Source organism: Streptomyces sp. 2323.1 (genome assembly GCF_900221035.1).
GTDB lineage: Bacteria > Actinomycetota > Actinomycetes > Streptomycetales > Streptomycetaceae > Streptomyces > Streptomyces sioyaensis.
This window is the reverse complement of the sequence record NZ_LT907981.1, coordinates 747,674-769,568: the sequence shown is the minus strand read 5'-3', so window position 1 is coordinate 769,568 and position 21,895 is coordinate 747,674. Positions and strand designations below refer to the sequence as shown.

Genomic DNA, 21,895 nt, shown 5'->3' with positions numbered 1-21,895 from the left:
GGATCACCACCGATTACGGATCACCACCGATTACGGATCACCACCGACCACCGCTTTCCACGACGCCCCGGGATCCACCCACCGCCCGAGATTGGCTCACACTTCGATGGCGAACGACCAGAAACTGCGAGAGTACCTTCGGCGTGCGACGGCCGACCTCCAGGAGACCCGGCGTCGGCTGCGCGCGGTCGAGGACGACAGGCACGAGCCGATCGCGATCGTGGGGATGGGCTGCCGCTACCCGGGCGGCGTGACGTCGCCCGAGGAACTGTGGCGGGTGGTGGACGAGGGCACCGATGTGATCGGGCAGTTCCCCACGGACCGCGGCTGGGACACGGACGCGCTCTACGATCCGACCCCCGGCCGCCCCGGGCGCAGCTATGTGCGCGAGGGGGGATTCCTCTACGACGCCGCGGAGTTCGATCCGGTGTTCTTCGGGCTCAGCCCCCGGGAGGCGCCGGAGACGGACCCCCAGCAGCGGCTCCTGCTGGAAACCACCTGGGAGGCGTTCGAGCGGGCGGGCATCGACCCGGCCGCCCTCAAGGGCAGCCGGACCGGGGTGTTCGCCGGGCTGATGTACCACGACTACGCGGGCGGCAGCGCGGCCGGCAGCCTCGTGTCCGGGCGGGTCGCCTACACCTTCGGCTTCGAGGGGCCGGCGGTCACGGTCGACACCGCGTGCTCGTCGTCGCTGGTGGCACTGCATCTGGCCGCGCAGTCGCTCCGCAACGGCGAATGCTCGCTGGCACTGGCCGGGGGCGTGACCGTGATGGCGGGACCGGAGATGTTCGTCGAATTCAGCCGGCAGCGTGGTCTCGCCGTGGACGGCCGCTGCAAGTCCTTCGCGGGTGCGGCGGACGGCGCGGGCTGGAGTGAGGGGGTGGGTGTGCTGCTGGTGGAGCGTCTCTCCGACGCCCGCCGTAACGGGCATCCCGTCCTGGCGGTGGTACGGGGCTCCGCCGTGAACCAGGACGGCGCGAGCAACGGCCTCACCGCACCCAACGGCCCCTCCCAGCAACGCGTCATCCGCCAGGCCCTCCACAACGCCGGCCTCACCGCCACCGACATCGACGCCGTCGAAGCACACGGCACCGGCACCGTCCTCGGCGACCCCATCGAAGCCCAAGCCCTGATCGCCACCTACGGCCAGGACCGCCCCGCCGAACGCCCCCTGTGGCTCGGATCCATCAAGTCGAACATGGGGCACGCCCAGGCTGCCGCCGGAGTCAGCGGCATCATCAAGATGGTGCAGGCGATCCAGCACCGTACGCTGCCCCGCACGCTGCATGTGGACGAGCCGACGCCGCAGGTCGACTGGTCGGCCGGGCACGTACGGCTGCTGACCGAGCCGGTGGCGTGGGAGAGCGAGCGGCCGCGCCGGGCAGGGGTCTCCTCGTTCGGTCTGAGCGGCACCAACGCGCACATCATCATCGAGGAGGCGCCCGCCCCCTCGCCCGAAGCGCCCGCCGGTCCCGCTCCCCAAGCGCCCGCCGACGCTGCTCCCGAGGCGGCCGCCGCCCCTGCGCCGTCCCCGCTCACCGCCGCCGACCCGCAGCCCCTCCCGTGGCTGCTGTCGGCGCGTGACGACCGGGCGCTGGGGGAGATGGCGGGCCGGCTGCGCACCCACCTCATCGCCGCCACGGCCCAGCCCGCCGCGGCCGGGAGCGAGGACAAGCGGCCGGCGAGCGCCGCGGACGTCGCGTTCTCGCTTGCCACCACCCGGGCCACCTTCGACCACCGCGCCGTCGTCGTTGCGGATGACCGGGACGGTCTGCTGCGCCGGCTGGACGCGCTGGCCGCCGGCGACGACGTCGCGGGACTGGTGCGCGGCACACCGCAGGGACCCGCCGCCCGGACCGCCTTCATGTTCACCGGCCAGGGTGCCCAACGCCTGGGCATGGCACAGGAGTTGTACGCCGACCAGCCCGCGTTCGCGGCGGCGCTCGACACGGTCTGCGAGGCACTGGACAGGCAGCTCGAACAGCCGATCCGCGAGATGATGTGGAGTCATGAGGCAGCGGCGAGCGCGGAGCAGGCGGCGGCCCGACTCGACCGGACGGGCTGCGCACAGGCCGCGCTCTTCGCCGTTGAAGTCGCACTGTTCCGGCTGCTGGAAAGCTGGGGCGTCCGCCCCGACCTGCTGATCGGCCACTCGGTCGGCGAAATCGCCGCAGCGCATGTCGCGGGAGTGTTCACGCTGGACGATGCGTGCACGCTGGTGGCCGCCCGCGGCCGGCTGATGCAGGCCCTGCCCGAGGGTGGCGCGATGCTCGCCGTCGAGGCGTCCGAGGACGACGTACGACCGCTGCTCGGTGAGCGACTCGGTGTCGCAGTCGTCAACGGTCCGTCGGCCGTGGTGCTCTCCGGCGACGAGGACGCCGTCCAGCGGGCTGCCGACCACCTGCGGGAGCAGGGGCGCAAGACGTCACGACTGCGCGTCAGCCACGCCTTCCACTCGCCTCGGATGGACCCGATGCTGGCGGACTTCCGGAAGGTCGTCGCCGACCTCCCGACGGCCGCGCCGCGGATCCCGGTCGTGTCCAACCTCACCGGAAAGCCCTGTGACGAGGGTGAGCTGAGCTCCGCCGACTACTGGGTACGGCACGCGCGCGAGACGGTCCGGTTCAGCGACGGCATCGCCACCCTGCGCGAACTCGGCGTCCGCACCTTCGTCGAACTGGGCCCCGGCGCCACCCTCACGGCCCTCGCCCGACAGTGCGCGACGGACGCCGCCGCCCCGCTGGGCCCGCCCTCCACCGGCGGCCCGGCCGACCCGGCGTACATCCCCGTCCTGCGCGCCGACCGCCCGGAGCCGCAGGCACTGACCACCGCACTGGCCGAACTCCACGTACGCGGCACGGCCGTCGACTGGCATGCGGTCGCCGAGAGCTGGGGCGGCCGGCGCGTACCGCTGCCCACCTACCCGTTCCAGCGGCAGCGTTACTGGTGGCAGGACGGCGCCGCCGACGGCTCTGCCCCGGCCCCAGGGTCTGCGGCCGGAAGCGCGGGCGACTCGGCCTTCTGGGACGCCGTGGAGCGTACCGACACCGGTGCGCTCGCCGGGGCGCTGCATGCGGAAACCGACGCCCAGCGGGAAGCACTGGGCGCCGTGCTTCCCCTGCTCGCGTCCTGGCGCACCCACCGGGTCAAGGAGGCGACGGCCGACGCCTGGAGCTACCGGATCGACTGGCAGCCGCTCGGCCAACCCGGCCCGGACGCGGCCGCGACAGCCGGCACCTGGCTCGTCGTCGCCCCGGAGCAACCGGCCGCCCGGCTCTGGGCCGACCGGCTCGGCGAGGCGCTGCGCAGCTGGGGCGCGGAGCACCGGCACCTGACGGTGGACACGACCGGACTCTCGAACCCCACCGAAGCTGATGGGGGACGGTCCGCGCTCGCCGACCGGTTGCGCGAGGCGTGTGGCGCGGACGTGCCGGTACGCGCGGTGATTTCCCTCCTCGCGCTCGACGAGGACGCCGACGGCTCCGGTGCCCCGGGGGAGGAGACCGCCGCCTCCCGCGGCCTGACCGCCACCGTCGCGCTCGCCCAGGCCCTGGGCGACGCGGCGATCGAGGCCCCCCTGTGGTGCCTGACCACCGGCGCGGTCGCGGTGGGCGGCGCGGAGGAACTGCCGCATCCGGAGCAGGCCCAGGTGTGGGGCCTCGGCAGGGTCATCGCCCTGGAACAGCCGCAGCGCTGGGGCGGACTCATCGACCTGCCGCCCACGCCCGACGACCGTACGGCGGGTCGGGTCGTCTCGGCGCTGACGGGCACCGGGAGCGGTGAACCGGGCTCCGGCGCGGAGGATCAGATCGCGGTCCGCGCCTCCGGAACCTTCGGCCGTCGGCTGGTGCATGTGCCCGCGGACAGCAGCATCGCGGGCAGCGGCGACACCGTGACCGAGTCAGCGGCCGGAACCGCCACTCCCGATGGGACCGCCACTCCCGATGGGGGCGCCACTCCGGGCACGGCCGGCTGGCAGCCGCACGGCACCGTCCTCATCACCGGCGGCACCGGCGCCCTCGGCGCCCACGTCGCCCGCTGGCTGGCCCGAGCCGGCGCCGGCCATCTCGTACTGACCAGCCGCCGCGGCCCGCAGGCACCGGGCGCCGCCGAGCTGGCGGCGGAACTGACCGCCCTCGGCACCCGGGTCACCGTGGCCGCCTGCGACGTCGCCGACCGTACCGCGCTGGCCGCACTGCTCGACGATCTGCCCGAGGACCAGCCGCTGACCGCGGTCATGCACACCGCGGGCGTACTGGATGACGGCGTACTGGAGTCCCTCACGCCCGACCGGCTCGCCGGCGTGCTGCGCCCGAAGGTGACCGCGGCCCGGCATCTGCACGAACTCACCCGGGACCGCGACCTCACCGCGTTCGTCACCTTCTCCTCGATCGCCGGGCTGCTCGGCAGCGCGGGACAGGGCAGCTACGCCGCCGCCAACGCCTACCTGGACGCCCTGGCCCAGCACCGCCGGGCCCTGGGCCTCGCGGCCACCTCGGTGGCCTGGGGTCCCTGGGACGGGGGCGGCATGGCGGGCGAGGACGCCTCGCAGGACCGCTCCTGGTGGCGCGGCCTGGCCCCGATGGACGCCGAACTCTGTCTGACCGCCCTTCAGCGGGCCCTGGACCGCTCGGCGGCCTGCGTCGGCGTCCTCGACGCGGACTGGCCGCAGCTCGCCGCCTCGTTCACCGCGAACCGGCACAGCCCGCTGATCGCCGGCCTCCCCGAGGTACGGGCCGGCGCCGCCGTCGCCACCGGAGGGCCGGTCGGCGCGACCGAAGCGCCCTCGGACCTGGTCGTCCGGCTGTCGGCGCTCCCCGAGGGCGAGCAGCGACGGGAAATCCTGGACCTGGTGCGCGGACAGGTGGCGCTGGTCCTCGGCTACGAGAGTTCCGGCACGGTGCAGTCCGGCCGGGCCTTCAACGAGCTGGGATTCGACTCGCTCACCGCCGTCGAGTTCCGCAACCGGCTGGGCACCGTCACCGGCCTGAAGCTCCCGGCCACGCTGCTGTTCGACTATGCGAACCCCGACGTCCTCGCCGGCCATCTGCACGCCGAACTGTGCGCGAGCGGAGCGGCGCCCGCCGTACCCGTACTGGCCGAACTGGAACGCATCGAATCCGTTGCGGCGTCCCTCTCGGCCGCGGAGATCGAACGCAGCCGGATCAGCCACCGGCTCCAGGAACTTGTCACCCGGCTCAACGCGCGACGCGACGAGGGCCACGACGCGGGGAGCAGCGCACCGGCGGACGGGCCCACCGTCGCCGACCGCCTCGACACCGCGTCGGCCGAGGACGTCTTCGACTTCCTCGACAAGGAACTCGGGCTCTCCTGACCCGTCGACCGTCCCCACCTTCCACCCCACTTCCCGCACCTCCCGCATGCGCAGTTCCCGGGAAACGACACATGGCGAGGCCCTCATGGCGAACGTGAACGAAGCGAAGCTGCTCGACTACCTCAAGCGGACGACCGCGGACCTGCATGCCACCAAGCAGCAGCTCCGGGACATCGAGAACGCCGGACAGGAGCCCATCGCCATTGTCGCGATGAGCTGCCGCCTCCCCGGCGGGGTACGTTCGCCCGAGGACCTGTGGCAGCTGGTCGCCGAAGGGGCCGACGCGATCGGGGGCTTCCCCGAGGACCGCGGCTGGGACACCGGCGGCGTACCGGGGTCGGAGTCGCTGACCGGCTCGGACGGCGGTACGGCGGCCACTGCGGGGGACGGCACGGACTACCCGCGCAAGGGCGGCTTCCTCTACGACGCGGCGGAGTTCGACCCGGCCTTCTTCGGCATCTCGCCGCGTGAGGCGCTGGCGATGGACCCGCAGCAGCGGCTGCTCCTCGAAGCGTCCTGGGAGGCCTTCGAACGCGGCGGCATCGCCCCCGACGCGATGCGCGGAGACCGGGTCGGCGTCTTCGTCGGCACCAACGGCCAGACCTACTTCGACCTGAAACTGCCGGAAGAGGCCGAGGCCTACATGGCCACCGGCAGCAACGCAGCCGTCCTGTCCGGCCGCATCTCATACGTCCTGGGCCTGGAAGGCCCGGCCGTGACGGTGGACACGGCCTGCTCGTCCTCCCTGGTGGCGCTGCACCTCGCGATCCAGGCGCTGCGCAAGGGCGAGTGCACCCTCGCACTCGCCGGCGGCGCCACCGTGATGGCGACGCCGGGTCCCTTCGTCGCCTTCAGCCGACAGCGCGGTCTGGCGGCCGACGGCCGCTGCAAGGCGTTCTCCGAGGCCGCGGACGGCACCGGCTGGTCCGAGGGCGTCGGCGTGCTGCTGGTGGAGCGTTTGTCGGACGCGCGGCGCCACGGTCACCCGGTGCTGGCGGTGGTACGGGGCTCCGCCGTGAACCAGGACGGTGCGAGCAACGGCCTCACCGCGCCGAACGGTCCGTCCCAACAGCGCGTCATCTGGGACGCGTTGGCGAGCGCCCGCCTGTCGTCGGACCAGGTCGATGTGGTGGAGGCGCACGGTACCGGGACGGTGCTCGGTGACCCGATCGAGGCCCAGGCGCTGCTGGCGACGTACGGGCGGGACCGTGCGGAGGGGCGTCCGTTGTGGCTGGGTTCGGTGAAGTCGAACCTGGGGCACACGCAGGCTGCGGCAGGCGTCGCCGGGATCATCAAGATGGTCATGGCGATGCGCCACGGCATCCTGCCGGAGACGCTGCATGTGGACGAGCCGTCCTCGAAGGTGGACTGGTCCGCCGGTCAGGTCCGGCTGCTGACCGAGCAGGTGGAGTGGGACGCTACGACCCCGCGCCGGGCCGGCGTCTCCTCATTCGGAATCAGCGGCACCAACGCACACGTCATCCTCGAAGAGGCTCCGGCCGAGGAACCCGCCGAGCCGTCGCTTCCGGCGTGCCGCCCAGTCACGAAATCGGTGCTGTGGCCGGTGTCCGGCGCGAGCGCGACGGCACTGAGCGCTCAGGCGGCCGGGCTGTTGGACCTGCTGGAGCGTGCTGATGCTCCGGATGCGGTGGATGTGGGGTATGCGCTGGCGACGTCGCGGGCGCAGTTGGAGCATCGTGCGGTGGTCGCGGGGGCGGGTCGTGCTGAGCTGGTGGCCGGGTTGACCGCGCTTGCTGCTGGTGAGGACGCGGTGGGCGTTACCCGGGGTGTGGTGGCTGAGGGGCGGCTGGCGTTTCTGTTCACGGGGCAGGGTGCGCAGCGGGTGGGGATGGGGCGTGAGCTGTATGAGGCGTTCCCGGTGTTTGCGCAGGCGCTGGATGAGGTCTGCGGATACCTTGACGGTCTTCTCCAACGGCCTTTGAAGGAGGTGCTGTTCGCGGCGGAGGACGGGGCTGCGGAGAGCGCTCTGCTGGACCGTACCGAGTATGCGCAGCCCGCCCTGTTCGCGGTCGAAACGGCGTTGTTCCGGCTTGTCGAGTCCTGGGGCGTACGTCCAGACGTGGTGGCCGGGCACTCGATCGGTGAGATCACGGCGGCTCATGTGGCCGGGGTGCTGTCGTTGGCGGATGCGTGTGCGCTGGTGGCTGCCCGTGGGCGGCTGATGCAGGCCCTGCCCGGGGGCGGGGTCATGGCGGCTGTTCAGGCCAGCGAGGAGGAGGTGCGGGCGCTGCTCGATGGTGCCGAGGACGCGGCGATCGGCGCCGTCAACGGACCCCGGGCGGTGGTTGTTTCCGGAGCTGAGGACACCGTCAACACGGTGGTTCAGGAGCTACGGGCCCAGGGCCGTAAGACGTCCTTCCTCAAGGTCTCGCACGCCTTCCACTCCCCGCTCATGGACCCGATGCTCGACGAGTTCCGCACGGTAGTGGCGGGTCTGACCTACACCGAGCCCCGTATCCCGGTGGTCTCCAACGTCACCGGCCGCCCTGCCACAGCGGGCGAGCTGACCACTCCCGAGTACTGGGTGACCCATGCCCGTGAGGCGGTCCGTTTCGCCGACGGGATACGAGCTCTGGCCGACGACGGTGTCACCACCTACCTGGAGATCGGCCCCGACGCCGTCCTGACCGCTATGGCTCCTGCCGCCTTGCCCGACGACACCACCCACCTCTTCATCCCCCTCCTGCGCCGCAACCGCCCTGAGCCGACCGAGACCCTCACCGCACTCGCCCGCCTATGGACCAACGGCCACCCCGTCGACTGGACCACCCTCCACACCGGAGCACCCACCCAACCCGTCGACCTCCCCACCTACCCCTTCCAACGTCAGCACTACTGGATCAAGAGCACCGCAACCGTCGGCAACATTGCTTCGATCGGTCTGGATGCCGCCGATCACCCGCTGCTGGGAGCGGCGATGATGCTGGCCGACTCGGACGGTGCGCTGTTCACCGGACGTCTTTCCACGGGCAGCCACCCCTGGCTGGCCGACCGCGCTGCCGAAGGGGCCGTGGTCTTCCCGGAGGCCGGGTTCGTCGAGTTGGCGATTCGGGCGGGGGATCAGGTCGGGTGCGGTGTGGTGGAGGAGCTGACGTTGGCGGCGCCGTTGGTGCTGCCGGCGCGTGGTGGTGTGCAGGTGCAGGTGGTGGTGGGGGCCCCGGAGGGTGCTGCTGGGATGCGTTCGGTCCGGGTGTTCTCGCGTGCTGAGGATGCGGCGGGGGATGCCACGTGGTTGCGGCATGCGACGGGTCTGCTCGGCGCCGCGGTGCGTGCCGGTGCCGACGATGCCGACTTCGGCGTGTGGCCTCCGGTGGGGGCGGTTCCGGTGTCGGTCGATGGCGTGTATGAGCGGTATGCGGACGCGGGATTGACGTACGGCCCGGTCTTCCAGGGGCTGAAGGCTGCCTGGCGCCATGACGAGGAGTTGTACGCCGAGGTCGTGCTGCCCGAGCAGGCGGCGAAGGACGCGGAGCGGTTCGGACTTCACCCGGCAGCTCTGGACGCTGCGGTGCAGAGTCTGGCGCTGCTGGACGCCGCACCCGATGACGACTCGGCAGTGGAACTGCGACTGAGTGCGGAGTGGCGCGGCGTGTCGTTGCACGCCACCGGTGCGTCCGCGCTGCGGGTGCGGCTTTCCCCGCTGGGCACGGGCAGCGTGGCCGTGGAGATCGCCGACACCGCCGGCGAGGCGGTTGCCTCGATCGAGTCGTTGACCCTCCGCCCCCTCCAGGCAGCAGAGTTGGTCGGCGGAGGTGGGACGGAATTCCCCGATTCGCTGTATCGGGTGGACTGGGTGCCGGCGGTTTCGGCTTCGGTTTCGGCTGGGGTGTCGGGTGCTGCGGCTGTTGTCGTGGACTGTGAGGGTCTGGCGGGTGTGGTGGGTGCGCCGGACGTGGTGGTGCTGCGGGCGTTCGGTGGTGCGGGCGAGGGTGCGTTTACTGGCTCCGGTGCGGACACCGGCGGGGTGCCGTCGGTTGTGGGTGGTGTGCTGGAGCGGGTGCTGACGGCGCTTCAGGTGTGGCTGGTCGAGGAGCGTTTTGCGGAGTCGCGTTTGGTCGTGGTGACGCGGGGTGCGGTGTCGGCGGGTGGTGCCGAGGTGTCTGATCTGGCGGGTGCGGCGGTGTGTGGTCTGGTGCGTTCGGCGCAGGCGGAGCATCCGGACCGGATTGTGCTGATCGACGTGGACGCGGACGTCGATGTCGACGCGGATGCGGACGTGGACGCGCTCGGCGAGGCGCTTTCGCCTGCCGTCCTAGCGCACGTGCTGGACATGGAGGAGCCGCAACTCGCCCTGCACAAGGGCGCGTTGCTCGTTCCTCGCCTGGTGCGGGCAGGTCTGCCCGCCGTGGGCGTTGCCGAGGGGTTGAAGGGTCTGGGTGCCAGCGAGGGCACGGTGTTGTTGACGGGTGCGACGGGTGGTTTGGGGGTGGTGTTGGCTCGGTATTTGGTGTCGGTGTGTGGGGTGCGGCGGTTGGTGTTGGTGTCGCGGCGTGGTGGTGCTGTGGAGGGTGCGGGTGAGTTGGTTTCGTCGTTGTTGGGGTTGGGTGCGGTGTCGGTGGAGTTGGTGGCGTGTGATGTGGCGGATCGGGGTGAGTTGGCTGGGGTGTTGGCGGGGATTTCTGAGGAGTTTCCGTTGTGTGGTGTGGTGCATGCGGCGGGTGTGTTGGATGACGGTTTGGTGGGGTCGTTGTCTGTGGAGCGGTTGGGTGGGGTGTTGCGGCCGAAGGTGTTGGGTGGGTGGAATTTGCATGAGTTGACGTCGGGTTTGGCGTTGGATGCGTTTGTGGTGTTTTCGTCTGCTGCTGGTGTGTTGGGTGTGCCGGGGCAGGGGAATTATGCGGCGGCGAATGCGTTTTTGGATGGGTTGGTGGAGTTGCGGGTGGCTGGGGGGTTGCCTGGTGCGGCGTTGGCGTGGGGGGTGTGGGGGGATGTGGGTGGTATGGGGGGTGGGTTGTCTGAGGGTGATCGTGCGCGGATGGCGCGTGGTGGTGTGTTGCCGTTGTCGGTGGCTGAGGGTTTGAGGTTGTTCGAGGTGGGGGCGCGGGCTGATGCGGCGCTGGTGCCGGTACGGCTTGATGTGGATGCGCTGCGGGCACAGGGCACAGCACTGCCACCCCTTTTCCACCGTCTCACCGGACGTCCGGCGCGTCGGCAGGCCACCGCACGCACTTCGATCGCCGCGGCCGGCTCGCTCGGCGAACGGCTCGCCGCACTCGCCGAAGGCGACCGTCACGAAGCGGTCCTGGACCTGGTGCGTGGTCAGGTGGCCGCGGTGCTGGGGCATGCGACCCCGGCCGCCATCGCCCCCGACCGGGCCTTCAACGACCTGGGCTTCGACTCGCTGACCGCAGTCGAGCTGCGCAACGGCCTCAACACCGCGACCGGCCTGCGACTGCCCGCCACGCTCGTCTTCGACTACCCGACCGCCGGCGACCTCGCCGACCATCTGCTGTCCGAGGTCTCCGGAGACGTGGCCGCCGCCACCGTCCTGCCGTCGACCGCGCTGCTCGCCGACGACCCGATCGTCATCGTCGGCATGTCCTGCCGCTTCCCCGGAGGCATCGGCTCGCCCGAAGACCTGTGGAACCTGGTCTCCGCCGGCGACGACGCCATCACCGACTTCCCGGACGACCGGGGCTGGAACCTCGACCGGCTCTACGACCCCACCGAGTCCCGCCCGGACACCACCTATGTGAACAAGGGCGGGTTCCTGCACGACGCGGCCGACTTCGACGCGGACTTCTTCGGCATCAGCCCCAACGAGGCCCTCATCACCGACCCGCAGCAGCGACTGCTGCTGGAAACGTCCTGGGAGGCCTTGGAGCGGTCGGGCATCGACCCCGCGACGCTCAAGGGCAGCGCCACCGGTGTCTTCGCCGGCGTGGTGTACCACGACTACACCGGCAGCAGCAGCTCCGGCAGCATCGTCTCCGGCCGTATCGCCTACACCTATGGCCTGGAGGGCCCGGCGGTGACGGTGGACACTGCCTGCTCCTCGTCGCTGGTGGCGCTGCATCTGGCGAGCCAGGCGCTGCGCAACGGCGAGTGCGATCTCGCCCTGGCGGGCGGTGTGACGATCATGGCCTCACCTGCGGCCTTCGTGGAGTTCAGCCGCCAGCGCGGCCTCTCCCGCGACGGTCGCTGCAAGGCCTTCGCGGCCGCGGCGGACGGCACCGGCTGGGGCGAGGGCGTAGGGATCCTGGTGGTGGAGCGGCTCTCGGACGCGCGGCGCAAGGGGCACCGGGTGCTCGCGCATGTACGCGGCTCCGCCGTGAACCAGGACGGTGCCAGCAACGGCCTCACCGCGCCGAACGGCCCTGCCCAGCAGCGGGTCATCCGCCAGGCGCTGGCCAACGCCGGGCTGACCCCGGCAGAGGTGGACGCCGTCGAGGCCCACGGCACCGGCACGGTCCTCGGCGACCCGATCGAGGCACAGGCGCTGCTCGCGACGTACGGCCAGGAGCGTGCCGCCGACCAGCCGCTGTGGCTGGGATCGGTCAAGTCCAACATCGGACACACCCAGGGTGCCGCGGGTGTCGCCGGGATCATCAAGATGGTCATGGCGATGCGGCACGGCGTGCTGCCCCGGACCCTGCACGTGGACGAGCCGTCCGCCCACATCGACTGGACGGCGGGCGCGATGCGGCTGCTGACCGAAGAGGTCGCCTGGCACGCTGACCGGCCGCGCCGCGCGGGCGTCTCGTCCTTCGGCATCAGCGGCACCAACGCGCACGTCATCATCGAGCAGGCGGCGGATGCCGAGGACCCGATCGCCGACTCATCAGCGGTCCGGCCGTCGAGTGATGTCGCGGTGCCATGGGTCGTGTCCGCGCGTGATGAGGGCGGGCTGCGCGCCCAGGCGGCGCGGCTCGCGTCGTACGTGGCGGAGCACGACGAGCTCCGTCCGGCAGACGTGGGCTGGTCCCTGGCTGCACTGCGCGGCGCGCTGGAGCAGCGCGCGACCGTAGTGGGCGCGGACAAGGCCGAGCTGGTGGCCGGCTTGCGTGCCCTGGCGGACGGCACCACCGCACCGGACCCGGCGCGTCCCGGGGGCAAGACCGCGTTCCTGTTCACCGGACAGGGGGCGCAGCGGGTCGGGATGGGCCGTGAGCTGTACGAGACGTACCCGGTCTTCGCCCGCTCACTGGACGAGATCTGCGACCGGTTCGACGGTCTGCTGGAACGGCCTCTGAAGGACGTCCTGTTCGCGGCCGAGGTGTCACAGGAGCAGGAGCAGGAGCAGGAGCAGGAGCAGGCGCGGGAGGGGGCGGGCGAGGCGGATCTGCTGGGACGCACGGCGTACGCCCAGCCCGCCCTGTTCGCGGTCGAGGTGAGCCTCTACCGCCTGCTGAGTTCCTGGGGTGTGCGCCCGGACTTCGTGATGGGCCACTCGATCGGCGAAATCGCCGCCGTCCACATCGCCGGGGTGCTGTCCCTGGCCGACGCGTGCGAGCTGGTCGCCGCCCGTGGCCGGCTGATGCAGGCCCTGCCGGCCGGCGGCGTGATGGTCGCGGTCGAAGCGACGGAGGAAGAGACCCTGCCGCTGCTCGCGGAGGCCGCGGGGGTCGGCCTGGGCGCGGTCAACGGTCCGCGGTCGGTCGTCCTGTCCGGTCCCGAGGCGGCGGTGGAAGAGGTCGCGGAGCGGCTGCGGGGTCAGGGCCGCAAGACGTCCCGGCTGAGGGTGTCGCACGCCTTCCACTCCTCGCTGATGGAGCCGATGCTGGCCGACTTCCGGCAGGTGCTGGAGGGGCTGACGTTCGCCGATCCGCAGATGGCCGTGGTGTCCAACGTGAGCGGCGACGTTGCCGATCCGCGGCAGCTGCGCTCCGTCGAGTACTGGCTGCGGCATGTCGGCGAGCCGGTGCGCTTCGCCGAGGGGGTGCGCAGCGCGGTCGACCGCGGCGTGACACGGTTCGTGGAAGTGGGCCCCGACGGTGTGCTGACGGGCCTCGCGCAGACCTGCCTGGCCGAGACCGAGGAGTCGGAGCGAGCGGTGTGCGTGGCGCTGCTGCGCAAGGGGCGGCCGGAGGCGCGGTCGCTGCTGGCCGGGCTGGGCCGCCTGCACGCCGCAGGTGGCGAGGTGGGCTGGCCCGCAGTGTTCGAGGGCAGCGGCGCTCGCGCGGTCGACCTCCCCACGTACGCCTTCCAGCGCCGCCGCTACTGGTCGCAGACGCCGACCGATCACGGTGACCCGGCAGCCATCGGCCTGGGCGCCACCGATCACCCGCTGTTGGGTGCAGCCGTCGCACTCGCCGACTCCGCAGGGTTCCTTTTCACCGGTCGGCTCTCTGCCCAGACCCAGCCCTGGCTTGCCGACCACGTCGTGGGCGGCTCGATCTTCTTCCCCGGCACCGGGTTCGTCGAGTTGGCGATTCGGGCGGGGGATCAGGTCGGGTGTGGTGTGGTGGAGGAATTGACGTTGGAGGCGCCGTTGGTGTTGCCGGCGCGTGGTGGTGTGCAGGTGCAGGTGGTGGTGGGGGCCCCGGAGAGTGCTGCTGGGATGCGTTCGGTCCGGGTGTTCTCGCGTGCTGAGGGCGCGGCGGGGGATGCGGCGGGTGGCGGGTCGTGGTTGCGGCATGCGACGGGGTTGCTCGGTGCTGGGGTGCGTGGTGGTCGTGCGGATGATGCTGACTTCGGTGTGTGGCCTCCGGTGGGGGCGGTTCCGGTGTCGGTGGAGGGGGTGTATGAGCGGTATGCGGAAGCTGGGTTGGCGTACGGACCTGTCTTCCAGGGGCTGAAGGCTGCCTGGCGGTTGGGTGGGGATGTTTTTGCTGAGGTGGTGTTGCCTGAGGGTGTGGGTGTTGAGGGGTTTGGTGTGCATCCTGCGGTGTTGGATGCGGCGTTGCATGCGGTGGGTTTGACGGGTGTGGGGGAGCGGGCTGGATTGCCGTTTGCGTGGTCGGGGGTGGAGCTGTTCGCGACGGGGGCTTCGGCGTTGCGGGTGCGGGTGCGTCCGTTGGGCGCGGGCTCGGATTCGGGTGCGGGGGCGGTGTCGCTTGAGGTGGCGGATGCTGCGGGCCGTGCAGTGGCTTCGGTGGAGCGGTTGGACGTGCGGCCGATCTCGGAGGAGCAGCTGGCCCAGGCGCGTGCCGAGTTCCCCGATTCGCTGTATCGGGTGGACTGGGTGCCGGCGGTTTCGGCTTCGGTTTCGGCTGGGGTGTCGGGTGCTGCGGCTGTTGTCGTGGACTGTGAGGGTCTGGCGGGTGTGGTGGGTGCGCCGGACGTGGTGGTGCTGCGGGCGTTCGGTGGTGCGGGCGAGAGTGTGTCTACTGGCTCCGGTGCGGACACCGGCGGGGTGCCGTCGGTTGTGGGTGGTGTGCTGGAGCGGGTGCTGACGGCGCTTCAGTTGTGGCTGGTCGAGGAGCGTTTTGCGGAGTCGCGTTTGGTGGTGGTGACGCGGGGTGCGGTGTCGGCGGGTGGTGCCGAGGTGTCTGATCTGGCGGGTGCGGCGGTGTGTGGTCTGGTGCGTTCGGCGCAGGCGGAGCATCCGGACCGGATCGTGCTGGTCGACGTGGATGCGGATGTCGATGTCGACGCGGATGCGGACGTGGACGCGCTCGGCGAGGTGCTTTCGCCAGCCGGCCTGTCGGATGTGCTGAGCGCTGGCGAGCCCCAAGTGGCCCTGCGAGACGGCGTGTTGTACGTCCCTCGTTTGGTGCGGGCAGCGGTCGTCACGGCATCCGAGAACGGGGAGGAGCCGGCGGCGTCGGCATTGGCCTCAGGCGGGGGAGCCAAGGCCTGGCGTGAGGACGGGACCGTGTTGTTGACGGGTGCGACGGGTGGTTTGGGGGTGGTGTTGGCTCGGTATTTGGTGTCGGTGTGTGGGGTGCGGCGGTTGGTGTTGGTGTCGCGGCGTGGTGGTGCTGTGGAGGGTGCGGGTGAGTTGGTTTCGTCGTTGTTGGGGTTGGGTGCGGTGTCGGTGGAGTTGGTGGCGTGTGATGTGGCGGATCGGGGTGAGTTGGCTGGGGTGTTGGCGGGGATTTCTGAGGAGTTTCCGTTGTGTGGTGTGGTGCATGCGGCGGGTGTGTTGGATGACGGTTTGGTGGGGTCGTTGTCTGTGGAGCGGTTGGGTGGGGTGTTGCGGCCGAAGGTGTTGGGTGGGTGGAATTTGCATGAGTTGACGTCGGGTTTGGCGTTGGATGCGTTTGTGGTGTTTTCGTCTGCTGCTGGTGTGTTGGGTGTGCCGGGGCAGGGGAATTATGCGGCGGCGAATGCGTTTTTGGATGGGTTGGTGGAGTTGCGGGTGGCTGGGGGGTTGCCTGGTGCGGCGTTGGCGTGGGGGGTGTGGGGGGATGTGGGTGGTATGGGGGGTGGGTTGTCTGAGGGTGATCGTGCGCGGATGGCGCGTGGTGGTGTGTTGCCGTTGTCGGTGGCTGAGGGTTTGAGGTTGTTCGAGGTGGGGGCGCGGGCTGATGCGGCGTTGGTGCCGGTTCGTCTTGATGTGGATGCGCTGCGGGCGCAGGGCACAGCACTGCCACCCCTCTATCAGCACCTGGTCCCCACCGTTCGCCGTACCGCGGCGGTCAGTGACGGCACCACCGCCGAGACGCTGCACCAGCAGCTGTCCGCGCTGCCTCCGGCCGAACGGGAACGCGCGCTGCTCAATGTGGTGCGTGGTCAGGTGGCCGCGGTGCTGGGGCACGCAACCCCGGCCGCCATCGCGCCCGACCGTGCCTTCAACGACCTGGGCTTCGACTCGCTGACCGCAGTCGAGTTGCGCAACAGCCTCAACACCGCAACCGGCCTGCGACTGCCCGCCACACTCGTCTTCGACTACCCGACCGCCGGCGACCTCGCGAGCTACCTCCACGACGAACTCCTCGGCACGCTCGACGCACCTGTCATCGCGCCGGTCAGCCAGGAGGAGTCCGTCACCGACGATCCCATCGTCATCGTGGGCATGTCCTGCCGCTACCCGGGCGGTGTGGAGTCGCCCGAGGACCTGTGGCAGCTGATAGCCGAGGGCAATGACACGGTCTCCGAATTCCCGGAGGACCGCGGCTGGGACACCGGCGCGATCTTCGACCCGCAGGGCGAACGGCCGGACACCACCTATGTGAACAAGGGCGGTTTCCTGCACGACGCCGCCGACTTTGATGCGGCCTTCTTCCGGATCAGCCCGAACGAAGCGTTGAGCACCGACCCGCAGCAGCGACTGCTGCTGGAGGCCTCCTGGGAGGCGTTCGAGCGGGCGGGCATCGACCCCGCGACCGTCAAGGGCAGCAGGACCGGCGTCTTCGCCGGCGTCATGTACCACGACTACCCGACCAGTCACAGCGCGGGCAGCATCGTCTCCGGCCGTATCGCGTACACCTTCGGCTTGGAGGGGCCGGCGGTGACGGTGGACACGGCGTGTTCCTCGTCGCTGGTGGCGCTGCATCTGGCGGGCCAGGCGCTGCGCAACGGCGAATGCTCGCTCGCTCTGGTCGGCGGTGTCACGGTGATGGCCACTCCGGCCACCTTCATCGAGTTCAGCCGGCAGCGGGGCCTGGCGCGTGATGGCCGTTGCAAGTCCTTCGCCGAGGCGGCGGACGGCACCGGCTGGTCCGAGGGTGTGGGCGTGCTGGTGGTGGAGCGGTTGTCGGATGCGCGGCGTAATGGTCACCGTGTGCTGGCGGTGGTACGGGGCTCCGCCGTGAACCAGGACGGTGCGAGCAACGGTCTCACCGCGCCGAACGGACCGTCCCAACAGCGCGTGATCCGGGCGGCGTTGGTGAATGCGCAACTGTCGTCGGATCAGGTCGATGTGGTGGAGGCGCACGGTACCGGCACGGTGCTGGGTGATCCGATCGAGGCGCAGGCGCTGCTGGCGACGTACGGGCGTGACCGCGCGGACGGGCATCCGCTATGGCTCGGGTCGGTGAAGTCGAATCTCGGGCATACGCAGGCTGCGGCGGGTGTCGCGGGGATCATCAAGATGGTCATGGCTATGCGTAATGGTGTGCTGCCGAAGACGCTGCATGTGGATGCGCCGTCGTCGAAGGTGGACTGGTCCGCGGGTGGGGTGGAGCTGCTGAGGGAGTCCCGGCCGTGGGCGGCCGGGAGGCCGAAGCGTGCGGCGGTGTCGTCCTTCGGAATCAGCGGCACCAACGCGCACGTCATCATCGAGCAGGCCCCCGAGCTTGCCGATGCCGAGCCCGGGGCTGGCGTCCTGCAGCCGCAGCCGGTCATGGGACGGGCAGACGGCCCTGAGACGCTCGTATGGCCGGTGTCCGGCGCGAGCGCGGCGGCGCTGAGCGCTCAGGCGGCCGGGCTGTCGGGCCTGCTGGAGCGTGCTGATGCTCCGGATCCGGTGGATGTGGGGTATGCGCTGGCGACGACGCGGGCGCAGCTGGAGCACCGTGCGGTGATCGCGGGGGCTGGCCGTGCTGAGCTGGTGGCCGGGTTGAGCGCGCTGGCCGCTGGCGAGGATGCGGCGGGCGTTACCCGGGGTGTGGTGGCTGAGGGGCGGCTGGCGTTTCTGTTCACCGGGCAGGGTGCGCAGCGTGCGGGGATGGGGCGTGAGCTGTACGAGACGTTCCCGGTGTTCGCGCAGGCGTTGGATGAGGCCTGCGGGCACCTTGATGTTCTCCTCCAACGGCCGTTGAAGGACGTGCTGTTCGCGGAGGAAGGGTCGGCGGAGAGCGCTCTGCTCGACCGTACCGAGTACGCGCAGCCCGCCCTCTTCGCGGTCGAAGCAGCGCTGTTCCGGCTCGTAGAGTCCTGGGGCGTGCGCCCTGACGTGGTCGCCGGGCACTCGATCGGTGAGATCACGGCGGCCCACGTGGCCGGGGTGCTGTCCCTCGCAGATGCGTGCGCGCTGGTGGCGGCCCGTGGCCGGCTGATGCAGGCCCTGCCTGACGGTGGCGTCATGGCAGCCGTTCAAGCCAGCGAGGAGGAGGTACGGGCGCTGCTCGACGGCGCCCAGGACGCAGCGATAGCCGCCGTCAACGGCCCCCACGCCACCGTCCTCTCCGGCGCCCAGGACACCGTGAACACCATCGTCGAAACCCTCCGAACCCAGGACCGTAAGACGTCCTTCCTGAAGGTCTCGCACGCCTTCCACTCCCCACTCATGGACCCGATGCTTGACGAGTTCCGCACGGTGGTGGCAGGTCTGGCCTACTCCGAGCCCCGTATCCCGGTGGTCTCGAACGTCACCGGCCGCACCGCCACAGCGGGCGAGCTGACCATCCCCGACTACTGGGTGACCCACGCCCGTGAGGCCGTGCGATTCGCCGACGGGATACGAGCTCTGGCTGACGACGGCGTCACCACCTACCTCGAAATCGGCCCCGACGCCGTCCTGACCGCAATGGGTCCCGCCGCCCTGCCCGACGACACCACCCACCACTTCATCCCTCTCCTCCGCCGCAACCGCCCCGAACAGCCCGAGACCCTCACCGCACTCGCCCGCCTATGGACCCACGGCCACCCCGTCAACTGGACCACCCTCCACACCGGAGCACCCACCCAACCCGTCGACCTCCCCACCTACCCCTTCCAACGCCGGCGCTACTGGATCGATGGATACTCGCCGTTCGGCGCGGCGTCCGACGCCGGCGGCCATCCGCTGCTGGGAGCAGCCGTAACGCTTGCCGACTCCGACGGTCTGCTCTTCTCCGGCCGCCTTTCCACCCGGACTCACCCGTGGCTGGCCGATCACGCGATCGGTGACACCGTGATCTTCCCCGGGACCGGCTTCGTGGAGATGGCGATCGGGGCGGGTGACCAGGTCGGGTGCGCGGTGCTGTCGGAGATGACGCTGGAGACGCCACTGGTGCTTCCGGCGCAGGGAACGATCCGCACCCAACTCCTGGTGAACGCTCCCGATGACGCGGGAAATCGCACCTTCAGCATCCATTCGCGTGCTGAGGGTGCGGCGGGCGAGGGGTCGTGGTTGCGGCATGCGACGGGTCTGCTCGGTGCCGCGGTGCGTGCCGGTGCCGATGATGGCGACCTCGGCGTGTGGCCTCCGGCGGGTGCGGTACCCGTGTCGGTCGATGGCGTGTATGAGCGGTACGCGGAAGCTGGGTTGACGTACGGACCTGTCTTCCAGGGGCTGAAGGCTGCCTGGCGGTTGGGTGGGGATGTGTTTGCTGAGGTGGTGTTGCCTGAGGGTGTGGGTGTTGAGGGGTTTGGTGTGCATCCTGCGGTGTTGGATGCGGCGTTGCATGCGGTGGGTTTGACGGCTGTGGGGGAGCGGGCTGGATTGCCGTTTGCATGGTCGGGAGTGGAGCTGTTCGCGACAGGGGCTTCGGCGTTGCGAGTGCGGGTGCGTCCGTTGGGCGCAGGCGCGAGCTCGGGCACTGGGGCAGTGTCGCTTGAGGTGGCGGATGCTGCGGGCCGTGCAGTGGCTTCGGTGGAGCGGTTGGACGTGCGGCCGATCTCCGAGGAGCAGCTGGCCCAGGCGCGTGCCGAGTTCCACGATTCGCTGTACCGGGTGGACTGGGCGCAGTTGCCGTCGGCCGCCGCTTCGGGCCGTAGCGACAAGAAGTGGGTAGTGGTGGGTTCGGGCGCGGCCGAGTGGGCGGAGACGCTGGCTCCCGTAGTGGGAAGCACCGCCGCGGTGCCGGAACTGCTCGACGCCGGTGACGCGGGTGTCGTGGTGCTGCCGGCCATGGCTGACATCGATGCGGTGCGTGGGGAGGACGGCGACAGCACGGCGGCCGAGGCGGATGTCCCGGCTGCGGTGCGCGCGCGTACGCACCGAGTGCTGGCAGACCTCCAGGCGTGGTTGGCGGACGAGCGTTTCGCCGCTTCGACCCTCCTGGTGGTGACACAGGGCGCGGTCCCGGCAGGAGCCGCTGACGTGACCGACCTGGCGGGAGCCGCGGTGAGCGGTCTGGTGCGGTCGGCGCAGATGGAGAATCCGGATCGGATCGTGCTGGTCGACGTGGACGGCACGGATTCCTCTCTCGCGGCTCTGCCCCGTGCCGTGCATGCAGACGAGACGCAACTTGCGGTCCGTGAAGGTGAGTTGTTCGCTCCCCGGCTGGCCCGGGTGCCGGCCGTAGGACGGACCGTCGACGCCGGACAGGCACGGACGGTGGAGGAGGGCGACGGCACGATTCTGGTGACGGGAGCCACCGGTGCGCTGGGGGCTCTGGTCACTCGTCATCTGGTGACTGAGCACGGGGCGAGCCATCTGCTGCTGGCCAGCCGCCGAGGTCCGGACGCACCCGGTGCTGCCGAACTGAGCGCCGAACTGTCCGAACTCGGCGCCACTGTGCGGCTCGCCGCCTGTGATGTCGCCGACCGCACTCAGCTTGGAGAACTACTGGCATCTATCTCGGCCGAGCACCCCCTGACCGGCGTCGTGCATGTCGCCGGCACGCTGGACGATGGCGTCATCGGGTCACTGACTCCGGAGCGTATGAACACCGTGCTCCGGCCCAAGACCGACGCGGCCTGGAACCTGCACGAGCTGACCCGCGACCTCGACCTGTCCACATTCATCCTCTTCTCCTCCATCGCGGGGGCACTGGGCGTACCAGGGCAGGGCAACTACGCCGCTGCCAATGCCTTCCTGGACGCCCTGGCGCAGCAGCGCCGGGCCGCCGGCCTGGCGGCGAGTTCGCTGGCCTGGGGGATGTGGGCGGACGACGGCGGTATGGCCGGCGGGCTCAGCGATGCGGATGTGCAGCGGATGGCACGCTCCGGTGCCGGTGCACTCTCCGCCAAGCAGGGGCTGGCGCTCTTCGACACGGTCCTCGCAGGTGACGAGCGGAGCGGCACCGCGGCCGACGCGCTCCTCGTACCGGCCGTGCTGGACGTCCGCGCGATGGCGCAGGGCGATGCCGGGGAGCTGCCACCGCTCTTCCGCGGTCTGGTACGTGCGCCGGTACGGCGGAGCGCGCAATCCGTCCCGCAGTCGTCCCACGGCGACGCCCAGAGCCTGCGTGCCCGTCTGGTGGACACGCCCGCCGCTGAGCGGAAGGAGCTGCTGACCGAGTTGGTCCGCGCACAGGTGGTGGCGGTACTCGGCCACGCCGAGGCCGAAGCCGTCGATGTCGACCGGTCATTCAGTGACCTGGGCTTTGACTCGCTCACCGCCGTGGAGCTCCGCAACCGCCTCCATGCGGCCACCGGGCTGCGGCTCCCCGTCGCGCTGATCTTCGACTACCCCAGCACCCGGGCGGTCGCCGGCCATCTCTGGGACGAGCTGGCCCCGCAGACCGGGGGCGACGGGACCGAGACGGCCACCGGCTCGGCCGAGGACCGCATCCGCAGCGCCTTCGCCGCCATTCCGTTGTCCCGGCTGCGGGAGGCCGGACTGATGGACAGCCTCCTGGAACTCGCCGGTATCGAAGCCGACGCCTCGTCGGCGCAGCAAGCGGACGGGGCCGAGTCCTCCATCGACGCAATGGACACCGAGACCTTGATCAGCATGGCACTCGCGGATTCCGGGGCGACGGATGACGAAAACGGGCCCGGATCCGGCTACGACTACGACGACCTCGGGGAATTCCAGGAGTTCCGGGACGAGGAAGACGACCCCCGCCACCACGACGCCGGCAGCCCCGACGTCAACGACATGACGCGGGAGAAGTGACACCG

Annotated in this window: 2 protein-coding genes; both read left to right on the top strand. The window is 70.7% G+C overall.

Annotated elements, in window-relative coordinates:
• Positions 1–91 precede the first annotated feature (91 nt).
• Entirely contained in the window at positions 92–5,335 is a 5,244-nt protein-coding gene (locus CPH93_RS02715; RefSeq protein ID WP_443031425.1) for a type I polyketide synthase, read from the top strand.
• A 94-nt stretch (positions 5,336–5,429) separates the two neighbouring features.
• Positions 5,430–21,890, top strand: a complete 16,461-nt coding sequence (locus CPH93_RS02710; RefSeq protein WP_231977152.1) for a type I polyketide synthase — start codon at positions 5,430–5,432, stop codon at positions 21,888–21,890.
• Positions 21,891–21,895: the final 5 nt, after the last annotated feature.